Raw genomic sequence first — 14,744 nt, 5'->3', positions numbered from 1 at the left:
TTTATCTATCAATATCAGGAATTACAAAATCGATTGAGGCACCGGTCGCTACCAGGTCGGCAATCTTCTGCCCGCGGAGCATCTTATCGAAAGCTCCAGTAAGCGTAAGACCCATCGGACGCATCTTCAGGCGGTAGGGACTCTTGTCGCCACGCGAGTCGAGATAAACGCCGAACTCACCGGCTCCGCCCTCAACTGCAAAGTACCACTGTCCTTCCGGCACCTTGATAACGGGCTTCTGCTTGATATAGTATTCGCCTTCGGGGATGTTGTCGATGAGTTGCTCGATGATGTCGAGGCTCTGGTATATCTCCTCTACGTGAACATAGAAGCGGGCCATGGAGTCACAACCCGTCAGGGTGATTTCGTCGAACTTCACCTTGCCGTACATGGCGTAGGGATGCGTCTTGCGTACATCGTTATGCCAGCCTGCGGCACGACCGGCAGGACCGGTCAGAGCGTAGTTGATGCTGTCTTCCAAATTCAGCGGACCGACACCTTCCAGGCGCTGGTGGGTTATCACATTGTCGCCGAATACGTCGAGATATTCCTGCACCATCGGCCGCAGATACTTGCAGAGCGTCTTCACGTTCTGCACGAAATTGGGGTCAATGTCATCCTGCAGTCCGCCGATACGATAGTAGTTCTGTATCAGTCGGCCGCCGGTTGTTTCCTCCATTACGTTGAGCACATGCTCACGGTCGCGCATACAGTACAGGAAAGCGGTCAATGCGCTCAAGTCCTGGGCACATGTACCGAGGAACAACAGGTGGTTGTCTATACGCTGAAGCTCGTCCATGATGGTGCGGATATAGAGGATGCGGTCGGAGAGCTCTATGCCCATACCCTCCTCCATGACGCCTACCATGGCGTGTCTCTGCATCATCGCACAGAGATAATTCAGTCGGTCGGCAAACGCAAGGGTCTGCGGATAGGTCATGCTCTCGCACATCTTCTCCATGCCGCGGTGTATATAGCCCAGGTGGGGATAGATACGCTTGATGGTTTCGCCGTTCACCACAGCCTGCAGACGCAGCACACCGTGCATGCTGGGATGGTTGGGGCCGAGGTTGACAACGAAATCATCGTCATCGAGCAGGCGATGGCGGGTTTCCACGAGATTGCCGTGTTGGTCGAGATTCCACTCCGACGTGTAGTCACTTTCCGGCTCATCGGTTACGGGAAAACGGTTGTGCTCGGGACTCATGTCGAAGTCCTTACGCAGCGGATAGCCCTCGAAGTCGGTGCGCAGGAAGAGCCTGCGCATATCGGGATGGCCCAGGAACTTGATGCCCAGGAAGTCGAAGACCTCGCGTTCCAGCAGGTCGGCGGCCTTCCATAGATGGAGTACCGTGGGAATTACATAATCCTGGCCCACCTGCTTGGCAATTACGCGCGTGGAGCAGCGCTCATGCGAGTCGGTATTCTCAAGAATGTAGATACAGCCGAGGCCCTCTTCGCCAAAGTCTTCACCTATGACGGTAACAAGGTAATCGAAATGTTTCTCGTTCTTCAGCTTTGCCATTTCGGCGGCAAAGTTATCGAAATTGAGTTCTATATTGTTCAGTTTCATATTCCTATACCTTATTATATTAGTCGGTCAAACCTTTTTCGGGGTCGAAATCGGCAGGCACGTCGGTCACGATAATGGGCTCTCTTTCGCCCAGCTTCTGCGTAGCCGACAGGTTCTCGTTGCTCAGTCCGTGCAGGCCTCCCTTGCTCATGGAGCGCTCGCGCTCCTCTTTAGTCATCTTGTGGTTGGCCCCGCCGAAGAACTTCTCTACCTTCACCTTGCGCTGCAGCTGCATCATACCGTACAGGATGGCCTCCGGACGCGGCGGACAGCCGGGTATGTAAACGTCTACCGGCACCAGTTCGCTGATGCCGCGAACCACGTTATAGCTGCTCTTGAACGGGCCGCCGCTGATGGTACAGCCGCCAACGGCCACCACGTACTTAGGCTCGGCAATTTCGTCGTACAGGCGCTTGAACACGGGCGCCATCTTGTTGGTTATCGTGCCGGCACACATGATGAGGTCGGCCTGGCGCGGAGAGTTGCGCGTAACCTCGAAGCCGAAGCGCGAGAAGTCGTAACGGGCACAGCCAACGGCCATGAACTCGATACCGCAACACGACGTTCCGAAGGTGAGCGACCACAGAGAATTGCTGCGCCCCCAGTTTACCGCCTGGTCCAGCGAGCCCACGAGCACGTTCACACCGCCGTCGTTCAGTTCGCGGGCGATGCGCTCCAGCGTGTCGTTATCCTTGAACTCGTCGTAAGGAATGCTCTTGATGCGTGGTTTTCTTACTTCCATTCCAGTGCTCCTTTCCGCCAGGCGTAAGCCAAGCCAAATACCAATACCAGCAAGAAGAACCCGATGCTGACCAAAGCCATCGTTCCAAACTGCCTAACGACTACGGCCCAGGGATAGAGGAACACGGTCTCGATGTCAAACATCAGGAAAAGGATGGCGAAGAGATAGTAGCCTATATGCGCAGGCAGCCAGCTGCTGCCGCGGGTAGGAATACCACACTCAAAGGGCTCACCTTTCACCGGATTGTATGAGCGCGGACCAATGAGCTTGGCGATGACGTAAGCACCAACCACCAAGGTCACAGCCGTTAACAAAACGGTAATCAACAATGTGAAATTCATATAAAGTATAATTAAAATATTTGTTTTAACGATTTCAGCTTGCCAAATTGTAATTTTCAGTTTGCAAAGTTACAACTTATTTTTTGAATCATACAATTATTAACAGAAAAAAACTGCCCCTCTCCGACTTTTCAGTCCACGCGCGTACACGCAACACGCAGACGGCGCCGAGTCCAGAGGGCAGCTACAAGAACTGGTTTTGTAAAATAATTATGCCTAAAAACAGTGCTGTGATTTTTTGCGAAATAGAAAACAGAGAAGCTGATTGTGCCCTCTTTGGACTAACGAAACCACCTCCTTACACACGGGAAACATGCTCTTTAAGGTCAAAAGCATAGCTCCGTACAGTAAGGAGATGGTCTCCTTACGCTTAAAAGCATAGCTCCTTAGCCTTAAAAGCATAGCTCCTTAGCCTTAAAAGCATAGCTCCGTGCCCTAAAGAGCATAGCTCCTTACAGTCTGGAGCATAGCTCCGTGAGGTCTGCAGACGGCACAAAACACTTAAACAACTGATTAACAGACACTTAGATAAAGGCGCGTTTTTAGGCCGTTTTTGCGGCCGGAAGCCCATGCGGTTGCAAATACGGCCGCTATGCGAGGGTTCTTGTAAAAGAAATTGGCAACACATAGACTATCGCCCCATCCCGAACGGCCGGCTGACACATATTTAAATGAAAACTAAAAAAACCGGTCGTTTCTCTGTTTCCTCTCAACTTTTTATTACCTTTGCATTATCGGAAACAGTCTGCGGCCATTCGGAAAGGTTCCGACACGCCCCTGCGGCTTATTTCCCAGCATACGCTGAACGTAAAAGAACAAAGTAAAACAGATGAAGAAATACATTCTCCTGCTTGTCTGTGCACTGTCCCTGGCACTGCCTTCAGAAGCCGTGCTCAAGGAGAAGGACATCACCCACACGCTCTCCATCCTGCGAATAGAGCTTACGAACTATCATGAGGAGCTGCAAAGGCAGAACGGCTTCATGAAGGAGCAGCAGGAGCGCATCCAGAAGCAGATGTTCTCCATCATCAACCGCAGCAACCAGAACTCGCTGATGCTCTACTCCCAGCGCAACGGATACATCTTCGACCTCACCTATGCCTGCCATGAGGCCACGGAGCAGTACAACGAGTTCAAGACCAACGTAATGCCTTTCACCGCCTTCATCTCGCGTACGCAGGTGGAGATAGCGCGCTACGACAGCCTGGTAAACGTGCTCAACTCCATGCCCACGCAGCCTCTTTCGGCTCGCTCGAAGATTGACCGCAACGTATGCCTTACGCTGGCGGTTAACATCCTGCGCAATCTACGGGAGAACAGTCAGCAGTTCTCGGACTACATGCGCTACTACAAACTCACCGAGAACCAGCTGCGCAACCTCAACGACTATGCCAACAAGCGCTACGGCGACATCCAGGCAAGCATCTTCCGCAACGGAGCCGACAGCTATTTCACCATCCTGCGCAACCTGAAATACAACATCCGCGAGGCCACGCTCACCGCGGCAGAGAAGTACAAGCCCATCCACAAGGTCAGCTCGCAGTGGGACAGCCGGCTCATCGTGGGCCTGCTGGGGCTCATTCTGTTCTGGGGCTTCGTCTCCATGCTCGTCAATCTCTTGGTCTTCCGCCTCCTTCTGCCGCACCTCGTAGGGCGCGAGCGGTTGCACCTCTTCTATACCCGCTACCTGCAACGCGACAACAGCCTCACGCTGGAGGAGTCGTTCGCGGGCAAGAAAGTCTACATCATCATGGCCGCCACAGTCATAACCTTTGCCATTATACTGGCAGCCATACGGGCGGCATGGCAGCAGAACTTCATCATCATGGCCTCTGAGCTGCTGGTGGAGTACGCATGGCTGCTGGGCGTAATCCTCATCTCGCTGCTCATCAGGCTCGACGCCAGCCAGATAAAAAGCGGATTCCGCATCTACTTCCCGCTCGTTGTCATCGACTTCATCGTCATCACGTTCCGCATCATCCTCATTCCCAACGACCTGGTGAACCTCATCTTCCCGCCCGTTCTGCTCATTTGCGGACTCTGGCAGTGGAGCGTCATCAGGCGATACAACGACAACATACCGCGCACCGACGTGCTGTACACCTACATCTCGCTGCTGGTTTTCGTGGCTTCGGTCATCTGTTCGTGGATAGGCTACACGCTGCTGAGCGTGGAAGTGCTCATCTGGTGGATTATGCAGCTTACGTGCATCCTCACCATCACCTGCATTCACGACCTGCTGCGCAATTATGCCGAGAGGCTCGACTATGCCTCGAAACCCGTCACCGAGGTGTGGTTCTACAACCTCATCTACCAGGTGGTGCTGCCGTCGCTGGCCGTTCTCTCCATCGTCCTGTCCATTTACTGGGCTGCCGACGTGTTTAACCTCAGCGATACCACGTGGAAGATATTCACGCAGTACATCATCAACAGTGCCAACTTCAAGCTGAGCATCTTCGGCGTGTGCCAGGTTATCATCCTCTATATCCTCTTCTCCTATATCAACCAAACGCTCAAGGCGCTGCTCAAAATTCATTTCGAGAAGACCGACCGTGCCACCGCCGCCAGCAAGAACGTGATGACGAAGAACGTACTGCAGGTAATCGTGTGGGGCATCTGGTTCATCGTGTCGCTCGCCATCTTCCATATCAACAACACGTGGCTTGGTTACATCTCCGTAGGTTTGTCTACCGGCATCGGCTTTGCCATGAAGGATATTCTGGAGAACATCTATTACGGCATCTCGCTGATGATGGGACGCATTAAGGTTGGCGACTGGATAGAGGTTGACGACAAGCGAGGCAAGGTGAGCTCCATCAGCTACACGTCTACGCAAATAGACACCATCGACGGTTCCATCATGGCTTTCCAGAACTCGCAGCTCTTCACCAAAAACTACCGCAACCTGACCAAGAACCACGGTTACGAACTGGCCATACTGACGGTAGGCGTGGCCTATGGCAGCGATGCGGCCCAAGTGAGGCAGATTATCAGTGATGCCGTGAACCGACTGGGATGCCGCGACCGCAACAAGGAGGTAAAGGTGGTGCTCTCCGAATTTGGTGCCGACAGCATCAACTTCAAGGTCATCGTGTGGGTTCCTGTCCTCACGCAGTTCTATGCCAAGGGAGAAATACTGGAATCTATCTACAACGCGCTGAACGAAAACCACATAGAGATACCGTTCCCGCAGCGCGACCTGCACATCATTGCCGACGGCAAGCCCTCACCTGTAGCCCCGGAGTTGGCTACCCCTGCGGCTGCGGAAAAGCCGGAACAGGCTGAAAGCGAACAAAAACAAGATAAAGAATAACAGCATCGTATGAATTCGGAACTCAAAATCATAGCCGGCCCCTGCGTCATCGAGTCGCCGGAGCTGCTCGACACCGTAGCTGCCAGGCTGGTGGAAATCAACCGCAACTTAGGTACCGACATCATCTTCAAGTCTTCCTTCGACAAGGCAAACCGCACGTCGCTGCATGCTTTTCGCGGCCCAGGCATAGAGAAAGGCCTGCAAATGCTGGCCGATATCAAGTCGAAGTACGGACTCCGCCTGCTTACCGACATCCACGAGAGCTGGCAGGCCGAGCTGGCAGGACAGGTAATGGACGTTATCCAGATACCTGCTTTTCTCTGCCGGCAGACCGACTTGCTCGTGGCCGCTGCCAAAACCGGCAAGGTAGTAAACATCAAGAAGGCACAGTTTCTGAGCGGACAGGATATGAAGTATCCCGTACAGAAGGCACAGGAATCGGGTGCCAAGGACGTTTGGCTGACCGAACGGGGCAACTCTTTCGGGTACAACAACCTCGTGGTAGACTTCCGGAACATTGCCGACATGAGGGAAATTGTACCCACCGTCATCATGGACTGTACCCACAGCGTGCAGCGTCCGGGTGCAGGAAACGGCTCAACGGGCGGCGACCGCCGTTTCGTTCCGTCCATGGCTCTGGCTGCCAAGGCTTTCGGAGCAACGGGATACTTCTTTGAAGTGCATCCCGATCCGGACAAGGGACTGTCCGACGGACCCAACATGCTGGAGCTCGAGAAACTTGAGAACCTGATTAAACAACTGCTATGAACGAAATAGAAACCAACAGGCTCGCTCACGCTAACGCCTATGCAGAGGCAGCCTTACGTGAAGAAGCACAGGCGATAACCGACCTCATCCCACAGTTAGACGACAACTTCAGGCGCGCCGTGGCCATGATGTACGGGTGTAGGGGCAAGATTATTGTCACCGGTGTGGGCAAGAGCGGCAACATCGGCGCAAAAATAGCCGCCACGCTGGCCTCTACCGGCACGCCTGCTTTTTTCATTAATCCGCTCGATGTCTATCATGGAGACCTTGGAGTGATGACGCCCGACGATGTAGTTCTGGCTCTCAGCAACTCCGGACAGACCGATGAGCTGCTGCGTTTCATCCCCATGGTGCTCCACATGAACGTGCCCATCATCGCCATGACGGGTAATCCCGAATCGCTGCTGGCCAAGTACAGCAACGTACATATTAAGGTATGGGTCAGGAAAGAGGCATGTCCGCTCAACCTTGCCCCCACCAGCAGCACCACTGCCGCATTGGCTATGGGCGATGCCTTGGCCATTGCGCTGATGGAGGTACGCGACTTCAAGCCGCAGGATTTTGCCCAGTTCCACCCCGGAGGCGAGTTGGGCAAGCGCTTGCTGACTACAGCTGCCGATGTAATGCGCTCCGACGACCTGCCCATTATACCACAGGATATGCACCTGGGCGAGGCCATCATCCACGTGAGCAAGGGCAAATTAGGCTTGGGCGTATCGTTGGAAGACGACAAGGTAGTAGGCCTCATCACCGACGGAGACATCCGCCGTGCCATGGAACGCTGGCAGGCACAGTTCTTCGACCACACGGTGAGCGACATCATGACACGCACGCCGAAGACCGTTCAACCCAATACCAAGATTACGGAGATACAACGCATCATGCACAAGTACAAGATTCACACCGTTCTCGTAGTCGATGACGAGCGCCGACTGTTAGGTGTGGTAGACCACTACAGCTGCATGATATGACCCGCGGACGGCGGTCCGCAACTGACTCGACACACAACAAAAAGCATGAAGAATTTGATTAGAGGAATTTTTACTTATATTTTACTATTCTGCTGCACGTTGGGAAATGCGCAAACAGCAGACTCTTTACTGGCAAAACAGCTGCGTGCGGAGGGAGTAACCTTCTCGCACAACAATTCGGTGGCCTTGCTCATGAGCGGACAGGAGAAGTTCGACGACATGTTTAAGGCCATCCGTCAAGCTCGTAGCTCCGTACATCTCGAATATTTCAACTTCCGCAACGACTCCATTGCACGCCTGCTTTTCAACATTCTGGTTGACAAGGCAAGAGAGGGAGTCGAAGTCAGAGCTCTGTTCGACGCCTTCGGAAACTCCAGCAACAACCGTCCGCTCAAGAAACACCACCTGGATTCCATCCGTGCTCACGGCGTGGAGATTTTTAAATTCGACCCAATCACCTTTCCGTGGATTAACCACGTGTTCAGTCGAGACCATCGCAAGATAGTTGTGATAGACGGACAAGTGGCCTATACCGGCGGCATGAACGTGGCTGATTACTACATCAAGGGTACCCGGCAGGTTGGTGCATGGAACGACATGCACTGCCGCATTGAGGGCGATGAGGTCAATACACTGCAGGCCATCTTCCTGCGAATGTGGAATAAGGTAAGCCATCAGGACGTACATGGTGCCAAATACTATCACGGGCTGGTCAATACCGATTACTTCCACGGGCTGAAGCCCGACACTACAGCTACGCGGAAACGGAAGATGATAGGCATCATTAACCGCGAGCCTCGCACTTCCAACAAGATTATACGCACTTTCTATCTGGATGCCATCAACGATGCACAGGACAGCATCAAGCTCATCAACCCCTACTTCACGCTCAACAGCAAGCTCAAAAAAGCGCTGAAGAACGCTGCCAAACGCGGAGTGAAGGTGGAAATCATGCTTTCTACCCGAAGTGATATCCCTCTGACGCCCGACTGCGGGTTCTACAACGCCCACAAACTCATGAAGGCCGGCTGCAACGTATGGATGTACACGGCAGGGTTCCACCACACGAAAATAATCATGGTTGACGGAAAGATATGCACCGTTGGCAGTGCCAACCTCAATGCTAGGAGCCTAAGCTGGGACTATGAGGCCAACGCCGTCATCTTAGATCCGTGCACAACGAAGGAGCTGGACAATCTTTTTGAAAAGGATAAGAAAGACAGTTTCCTGCTCACAGAGCAGAAATGGGACGAATGGCGCACGCCTTGGCAGAAGTTCCGCGGATGGTTTGCCCACCTGCTTACACCCTTCTTGTAATGGCGCTTCGCCCAAACAGGCGGACAAGCGTTATCAAATCTTGTTGATATCTACGTATCCGTGCATTACGGCATAGATGGTAAGGGCGCTCACACTCTTCATTCCCAGCTTGTCCATGATGTTCTTACGGTGCGAGATAACTGTCGTGAGGCTGATGTTGAGCAGGCTGGCTATCTCCTTGTTGATAAGCCCCTGAGCTATCAGTGACAGCACTTCTATCTCTCTGTCGCTCAATATCTTTGCGCTAAGAGCCTGAGGCATCAGAGGAAGGTTTTTGCCATGAGCATGTGCGTGCTGCTCGAGCATGAGCAGAGAACGCACCAGCTGCTCCTCTGTTGTATTGATGCAGAGGCAGTGGAAGTTGCTCAACTGGCTGTTAGGGTCGTTTGATACGGTGAGAACGATGGTCTTTCGCCTGTTTTCCAGAAAGAACCGGCGGTTTTCCAAAACAATGGTTGTTGACACGAAGTAGTGGAAAATACGCTCCGGCTCGTTGGCCATGAAGTCCTCAAACGAGCCGTACATCTCCACATCCATAATAGGAATTACGTTCTGGAGCAGTTGCTTCAGTCCTATCATGGCCAGAGTGTTGGAGTCTACTATCGCTATGCGTGGTCTTTCTGTCATGTTCTTGTATAATACTTTATTCTGTGTAAATGGGGCTCGAGAGCCGGGCGGCGTCAGAGTTTCACTGTGGAAATGTCGACCAAGTTGTTTACGATGGCGTAGATTGTCAGCCCTGCAGGAGAATGAATTTGCAGTTTGCGGGCGATGTTGCGGCGATGGGTTATCACTGTATTGATGGAAATGCAGAGATGGTCGGCTATTTCTTTGTTCGTCATGCCCTGCACCAAGCTCACAATAACATCCTTCTCTCGGTCGCTCAGCACCTCCGTATTGGCCGGATTCTGGTTTATCATGTTAGATATCTTTACTGACACATCATTCTGCTTCGACTTCTTTTCCAGGCGTCGGATAGCGGGAATGAAGATTTCTTCCTCCACTTGGGCATGCTGGCTGAGCCATTCTTCACAGTTATATATGTCGTACAACGTGGCACTGAGTTGATTGTTATGCAGCCCGTCGGACGGAAGATACTTGATGATGATGTTCTTCAGCTCCCGCAGTTTTACGTCCGTTTGCCCGTGATGCTTTGAGTAGGTCTCTATGTCGTAGTTGGCCGGAGTGTTGCCTTTGAGCAGCTCACCAACGTAAGGGAACACCGTCTTCTCCTCATACTGCATGTGCAGGCGAATGCTATGTGCGTACTCATCGTAGAGTTTCAGTATGAGGCGCGCCAGATTGTCGCTTTCGTCGAGCGCGCTGACCAGTTCCTTTCGGATGTACGGCAACTCGAAACCCAGATAGTATTCGTGGCTGGCCTTGAGATACTGTAGCAGCGTGGGCACCGACAGCCGCTCGGCATCGTCGTACTCACGGTAACCGTTGATGGTAAAATTTACTACAGCCAGAAAGGTGAACGTGTCCACGTTCTGTTCTTCGCACACCTCTCTCACCGTTTTGTCGCCAAAACCCAGATTGATACCAAAGGCTCCCAGGCTTTGCAGGATGTTGTAATTGTCCTTGATGATGGAGATGAGCTTATCATCAGCCTCGTACATTTTCTGATTTTTCATGCAGCATCTATCTAATCTCACCTGCAAAGTAACGACTTTTTTTGCAAATACGCAATAAATACATGCAGGTATTTATCGCCGCAGGCATTTAAATACCAACTAATTGTGATACGGCAGTTTACCAACTTTTGAGTATTGCGCCACACAATTGATGGCCGTACCTTTGCCCATGTAGAAGAAGTACAGTGACGGCAGTCTGTTACACTTCGCCAAGGGGCGGTCTCCAATTCAATATAACTTACCAACGACCTGCCGCGGAACGGACCCAGAACCAGTAAAACTGCACTTTTTCCGTTTAATAATCAGCACGTTCGCCGGTGCAACAGACGGCAGAGAGGTTGATGGAAAACCGCAAAGAGCAATTCTCTGCACATGGTTCAGAGAACCCCGAGAAGCAAAAACAACTTACCCGGTCTCCCATCAAAACTGACGGAAAACCGGGTAAGTTGCTTTTGGCTCAATGCCATATCTTACTTGGCATAGGCTACGCTACGGGTCTCACGTATAACCGTAATCTTTACCTGGCCGGGATAAGTCATCTCGTTCTGTATCTTCGTGGCGATGTCAGCACTCAGGCGCTCGCTCTCGTCATCAGTCATCTTGTCGGCACCAACGATAACGCGAAGCTCACGACCTGCCTGGATAGCATACGTCTTGGTAACACCGGGATAACTCATGGCTATAGCTTCCAAGTCGTTAAGCCGCTTGATGTAAGCCTCTACGATTTCACGGCGGGCACCGGGACGGGCACCCGAGATGGCATCACATACCTGCACGATGGGAGCCAAGAGTGTTTGCATCTCCACCTCATCGTGGTGCGCAGCAATTGCATTGACGATATCCGGCTTCTCCTTGTATTTTTCGGCAATCTTGCCACCATACAATGCGTGCGGCAGTTCGCTCTCCTCATCGGGCACCTTGCCTATATCATGAAGCAATCCGGCACGTTTGGCCTTCTTGGGATTCAGCCCCAGCTCCGATGCCATCACCGCACAGAGGTTCGCCGTTTCGCGTGCATGCTGCAGCAAGTTCTGACCATAGCTTGAGCGGTACTTCATCTTGCCGATGATACGGACGAGTTCAGGGTGCAAGCCGTGGATACCCAAGTCGATGGCTGTACGCTTGCCGGTTTCTATCAGTTCATTTTCCAACTGCTTCTTCACCTTGGCCACCACCTCTTCTATACGTGCGGGATGGATACGGCCGTCAGCTACAAGCTGGTGGAGGGCCAGGCGGCACACCTCTCGGCGGATGGGGTCGAAGGCGCTGATGACAATAGCTTCGGGCGTATCGTCGACAACTATCTCAACTCCCGTTGCAGCTTCCAGGGCCCGGATATTACGACCTTCGCGGCCGATAATGCGGCCTTTCACCTCGTCATTGTCTATATGGAAAACGCTCACGCTGTTTTCGATAGCCGTCTCGGTAGCCACACGCTGTATGGTCTGTATGACTATTTTCTTTGCCTGCTGGTTGGCGTTCAGCTTGGCCTCATCGATTATCTCGTTAACATAGCTGGCAGCGTCGAGCTTGGCCTGGTCTTTCAGACTCTCGACCAGACGCTCCTTGGCCTCGTCGGCACTGAGTCCGGAGAGTTCTTCCAGCTTTGCCTGCTCCTGCTTCTGCATTTTCTCCAGCTCCTGCTGCTTCACCGAGAGCAGTTTCTTTTCGTTCTCCACACGTTGCTGGTTCTGTTCCACTTCCTGCTTGCGGCGTCCGAGTTCTTCCTGGCGCTGGTTGAGCGAAATCTCTCGCTGTTTCAGTCGGTTTTCGCTTTGCTGTATCTTCTGATTGCGCAGCTGTACCTCCTTCTCCAGTTCCGATTTCTTGTTGAGGAACTTCTCCTTGACTTCAAGGAGTTTTTTCTCTTTTACGACTTCTGCCTCTTTGTTGGCAGCACTTATCATCTCATTATATTTTCCCTTGATAACGTAACGGAAAATAAAGAAGCCTGCGATACCGCCCAGAACGAGCGCCACCACAATTGCGATTATTGTACCTGTCATTTATTATTAAACATTAAAATTCACTTCGTCTTCCTAAGGCTAAAGAGTGAAGTTAAAGTGCAACCTGCCGGTTACTGCTTCTTGAGGCCGTCCTCAATTTCCGAAGTCAACTTTCCAAGAATTTCGTTAAAGGGCTTGACATCATTGCGCGCAGACTCCTTCATATATCTCAGCGCAATGTCAATAAGAGCCATATACAGTATGGTTTTTTCTGCCATCTTGCCCTTGAACTGGGCCTGATAGGCATTCACCGTACTGGTTATCAGCTTTTCTGCCTTACGATAGAACTCCTCATCCTCACGTGGTACATTCACGGAAATCTCGGTATCGTAGACATGCAGCCTAATATGTAGCTTATCTCTTTTATCTTCTGGCATCAACTCCGGTTATTTTTCACTCAGTAGCGTGATACATTTATTTAAGTCTCTGATGAGTTTAGAAACTCGCTTTTGGGCGTTTTCCATGTCGCCGTCGGTAATTTCGAGCATCTTGACCATCTTGAGACTGTTGTAATCATGTTGCGCCTGAGCCAGCTTTTCCTCCAATTCCTTAATCTTGGCATCGCGCTCGTCTACCATTGCATACAGCTCCGAATTCTCCTGTTTTGTATCTTTATACTGGAGAATCATCTGCCGTACGCGAGTAGCAAACAGCGTTAAAGTCTTCTCATTCGCATCCATTGATTAACAATTTGGTTACAAATTTAAACCATTTATTCCACAATTCCAAATTATCTGCTATGTTTTAACGTGTTACATGCAAAAATAATTCAGAATGGCTTGTCAATTCTTCTTCTCTTCCTGCACTGCAGTCTTAGGTTCTTTCTTGGCCAGCATGACCACCTGATACACGAAATCGGTTACCCACTGCGCCGAGAAGTTCAGCCGTTTGTTGTATTGGCGGATGGCCAGCACGGTCTTCATGACACCCGCATCGCTGAAGTCGTTCTTCGTAAAGATGTCGTTCACCGTCTTCTGAGTCATGGTATAGATGGCTTTCTTGAAGAATGAAGGCACGCGGAGCTTGAACTTCATCAGGTTACCGGTAAGCATCATCAAGTCCTGGGTGAAACCCTGGAACTGTACAAGATAGGTTTGCACATCCTGAATCTTATGACAGTTCTTGCGGATGCTCTGATCTATCTCCTTGAAGAAATCATCGGGAGTATGATAAAGTTCTTTCAGCATCTTCTTACATTGGTTCCGTTCGCCTAATCCCAGTTTGTTGTTGACGGTCTGAACATGAAGAGTTGACTTGAACATCCGCAAGTCAGGCAGCATGGCCAGGTTCGTAATTCCAAGATTACTCGCCAGAGAAGCCTGGAAGTAGACCCTGATAAGCGTCATGTAGTCTTCCATTCCGCCCACCTTCTTTTCCTCGGTCTGCTTGCCAAGTAGTTTTGATATAATTCCCATATTATTTATAAATAATTTTTCATATAAAGCAATGATGTTGTAAACCACTGCCATCTGCAAAATTACGACATTTTAGACAATATTCAAAATAAAACGTGGAAAAAGCACGAAAGAAAACGGCTGCAGCCCGGGTATGAACAGCCTGATAAGCCAGGCAACAATTTCTCTATCATCGGAACTGCCTCCCCGGGGTGTAAAAGCTAAGCCGCCAGGGTATAAAAGATATGCTTCGGGAACTTTCGACAAGTGTCGCACATGAATTCGACAACTGTCACACAATCGTGCGACACTTGTCAAAAGTTGCTGACCGTACCAAACAAGGCTCAAACTCTGTCCTGTCCTGGATTTAGTTGACAGTTTTTGTAGTTAAATGTTCTTTAGGTTGACAATAAATTTCTTATGTGGAAATATAGTTGTCAGGTTTTTCTGTTAAGTGCACTTTGGGTTGATAGCTGTCTTCCGGGTGCAAAGTTAATCATTTTCTGTTTTCTGCGGACTCTTTGACCTCTTTATTTTAAGTGAAACGTTGAATTGATGAAAAACACCGGGGGGCGGCCTTGCGGCCGGGGGCTCGCAGCCCCCGGGAGCCTCTGTGGCTGTCATGCGGCCAGGGAAAGGAGCCGCTGCATCTCTTCCAGGGGTGTGCGCATGTCCAGGCTCT

The 14,744-nt window shown here is 51.2% G+C and carries 13 protein-coding genes; 4 read left to right on the top strand and 9 right to left on the bottom strand.

Annotation, left to right across the window (positions count from 1 at the left end):
* Position 1 precedes the first annotated feature (1 nt).
* From BMW31_RS12290 to BMW31_RS12280, 3 genes are read right to left on the bottom strand one after another with little or no spacing between them, the layout of a single operon-like run.
* The gene (locus BMW31_RS12290) at positions 2-1,573 is read right to left on the bottom strand and encodes an NADH-quinone oxidoreductase subunit D-related protein (RefSeq protein ID WP_091826396.1); all 1,572 of its coding nucleotides are present in this window, start codon (positions 1,571-1,573) and stop codon (positions 2-4) included.
* Positions 1,574-1,592: 19 nt separating this feature from the next.
* The gene (locus BMW31_RS12285) at positions 1,593-2,315 is read right to left on the bottom strand and encodes an NADH-quinone oxidoreductase subunit B (RefSeq protein WP_091826394.1); all 723 of its coding nucleotides are present in this window, start codon (positions 2,313-2,315) and stop codon (positions 1,593-1,595) included.
* Positions 2,306-2,656 carry an NADH-quinone oxidoreductase subunit A gene (locus BMW31_RS12280; protein WP_091826392.1) on the bottom strand — a complete coding sequence of 117 codons (351 nt, stop codon included), beginning with the start codon at positions 2,654-2,656 and terminating at the stop codon, positions 2,306-2,308. The genes BMW31_RS12285 and BMW31_RS12280 overlap by 10 nt, the downstream gene beginning before the upstream one ends.
* An 829-nt stretch (positions 2,657-3,485) precedes the next feature.
* On the opposite strand from BMW31_RS12280, the gene BMW31_RS12275 reads away from it, so the two are divergent.
* The 4 genes from BMW31_RS12275 to cls are packed head-to-tail and all read left to right on the top strand — an operon-like array spanning position 3,486 to position 9,025.
* Complete coding sequence (locus BMW31_RS12275; protein ID WP_091826390.1) at positions 3,486-5,969, top strand: mechanosensitive ion channel family protein; 2,484 nt, start codon at positions 3,486-3,488, stop codon at positions 5,967-5,969.
* Between the two features lie 9 nt (positions 5,970-5,978).
* Positions 5,979-6,737, top strand: coding sequence for a 3-deoxy-8-phosphooctulonate synthase (gene kdsA / locus BMW31_RS12270; RefSeq protein WP_091826388.1), 759 nt, complete (start codon positions 5,979-5,981; stop codon positions 6,735-6,737).
* Positions 6,734-7,708 carry a KpsF/GutQ family sugar-phosphate isomerase gene (locus tag BMW31_RS12265; RefSeq protein WP_091826386.1) on the top strand — a complete coding sequence of 325 codons (975 nt, stop codon included), beginning with the start codon at positions 6,734-6,736 and terminating at the stop codon, positions 7,706-7,708. Before kdsA ends, BMW31_RS12265 begins: the two co-directional genes overlap by 4 nt.
* A gap of 45 nt (positions 7,709-7,753) precedes the next feature.
* Positions 7,754-9,025: a cardiolipin synthase gene (gene cls / locus BMW31_RS12260; RefSeq protein WP_091826384.1), complete on the top strand. Its 1,272-nt coding sequence runs from the start codon at positions 7,754-7,756 to the stop codon at positions 9,023-9,025.
* Positions 9,026-9,058: 33 nt separating this feature from the next.
* Here the strand turns inward: cls and BMW31_RS12255 are convergent, their stop codons facing one another.
* The 6 genes from BMW31_RS12255 to BMW31_RS12230 form a co-directional block, all read right to left on the bottom strand.
* The gene (locus BMW31_RS12255; protein WP_091826382.1) at positions 9,059-9,652 is read right to left on the bottom strand and encodes a response regulator transcription factor; all 594 of its coding nucleotides are present in this window, start codon (positions 9,650-9,652) and stop codon (positions 9,059-9,061) included.
* A 53-nt stretch (positions 9,653-9,705) separates the two neighbouring features.
* Positions 9,706-10,662, bottom strand: a complete 957-nt coding sequence (locus tag BMW31_RS12250; protein WP_091826380.1) for a LuxR C-terminal-related transcriptional regulator — start codon at positions 10,660-10,662, stop codon at positions 9,706-9,708.
* A 470-nt stretch (positions 10,663-11,132) separates the two neighbouring features.
* A complete protein-coding gene (rny, locus tag BMW31_RS12245; RefSeq protein ID WP_091826377.1) occupies positions 11,133-12,668 on the bottom strand; it encodes a ribonuclease Y in 1,536 nt (511 codons plus the stop codon).
* A 71-nt stretch (positions 12,669-12,739) separates the two neighbouring features.
* Complete coding sequence (locus BMW31_RS12240) at positions 12,740-13,045, bottom strand: cell division protein ZapA (RefSeq protein ID WP_091826375.1); 306 nt, start codon at positions 13,043-13,045, stop codon at positions 12,740-12,742.
* Positions 13,046-13,054: 9 nt separating this feature from the next.
* Positions 13,055-13,348 (bottom strand): hypothetical protein, encoded by a 294-nt coding sequence (locus BMW31_RS12235; protein WP_091826372.1) that lies wholly within the window; start codon positions 13,346-13,348, stop codon positions 13,055-13,057.
* A gap of 102 nt (positions 13,349-13,450) precedes the next feature.
* Entirely contained in the window at positions 13,451-14,083 is a 633-nt protein-coding gene (locus tag BMW31_RS12230; protein WP_091826422.1) for a hypothetical protein, read from the bottom strand.
* Between the last annotated feature and the right edge of the window lie 661 nt (positions 14,084-14,744).

Source organism: Prevotella sp. kh1p2 (genome assembly GCF_900111525.1).
Lineage (GTDB): Bacteria > Bacteroidota > Bacteroidia > Bacteroidales > Bacteroidaceae > Prevotella.
This window is presented reverse-complemented; position numbering and strand designations above follow the sequence as displayed.

Coding starts and splice junctions, on each gene's coding strand:
- BMW31_RS12240 (WP_091826375.1), bottom strand. CDS start 13,045: ATGCCAGAAGATAAAAGAGATAAGCTACATATTAGGCTGCATGTCTAC.
- BMW31_RS12255 (WP_091826382.1), bottom strand. CDS start 9,652: ATGACAGAAAGACCACGCATAGCGATAGTAGACTCCAACACTCTGGCC.
- BMW31_RS12275 (WP_091826390.1), top strand. CDS start 3,486: ATGAAGAAATACATTCTCCTGCTTGTCTGTGCACTGTCCCTGGCACTG.
- BMW31_RS12235 (WP_091826372.1), bottom strand. CDS start 13,348: ATGGATGCGAATGAGAAGACTTTAACGCTGTTTGCTACTCGCGTACGG.
- BMW31_RS12250 (WP_091826380.1), bottom strand. CDS start 10,662: ATGAAAAATCAGAAAATGTACGAGGCTGATGATAAGCTCATCTCCATC.
- BMW31_RS12280 (WP_091826392.1), bottom strand. CDS start 2,656: ATGAATTTCACATTGTTGATTACCGTTTTGTTAACGGCTGTGACCTTG.
- BMW31_RS12285 (WP_091826394.1), bottom strand. CDS start 2,315: ATGGAAGTAAGAAAACCACGCATCAAGAGCATTCCTTACGACGAGTTC.
- BMW31_RS12265 (WP_091826386.1), top strand. CDS start 6,734: ATGAACGAAATAGAAACCAACAGGCTCGCTCACGCTAACGCCTATGCA.
- kdsA (WP_091826388.1), top strand. CDS start 5,979: ATGAATTCGGAACTCAAAATCATAGCCGGCCCCTGCGTCATCGAGTCG.
- BMW31_RS12290 (WP_091826396.1), bottom strand. CDS start 1,573: ATGAAACTGAACAATATAGAACTCAATTTCGATAACTTTGCCGCCGAA.
- BMW31_RS12230 (WP_091826422.1), bottom strand. CDS start 14,083: ATGGGAATTATATCAAAACTACTTGGCAAGCAGACCGAGGAAAAGAAG.
- cls (WP_091826384.1), top strand. CDS start 7,754: ATGAAGAATTTGATTAGAGGAATTTTTACTTATATTTTACTATTCTGC.
- rny (WP_091826377.1), bottom strand. CDS start 12,668: ATGACAGGTACAATAATCGCAATTGTGGTGGCGCTCGTTCTGGGCGGT.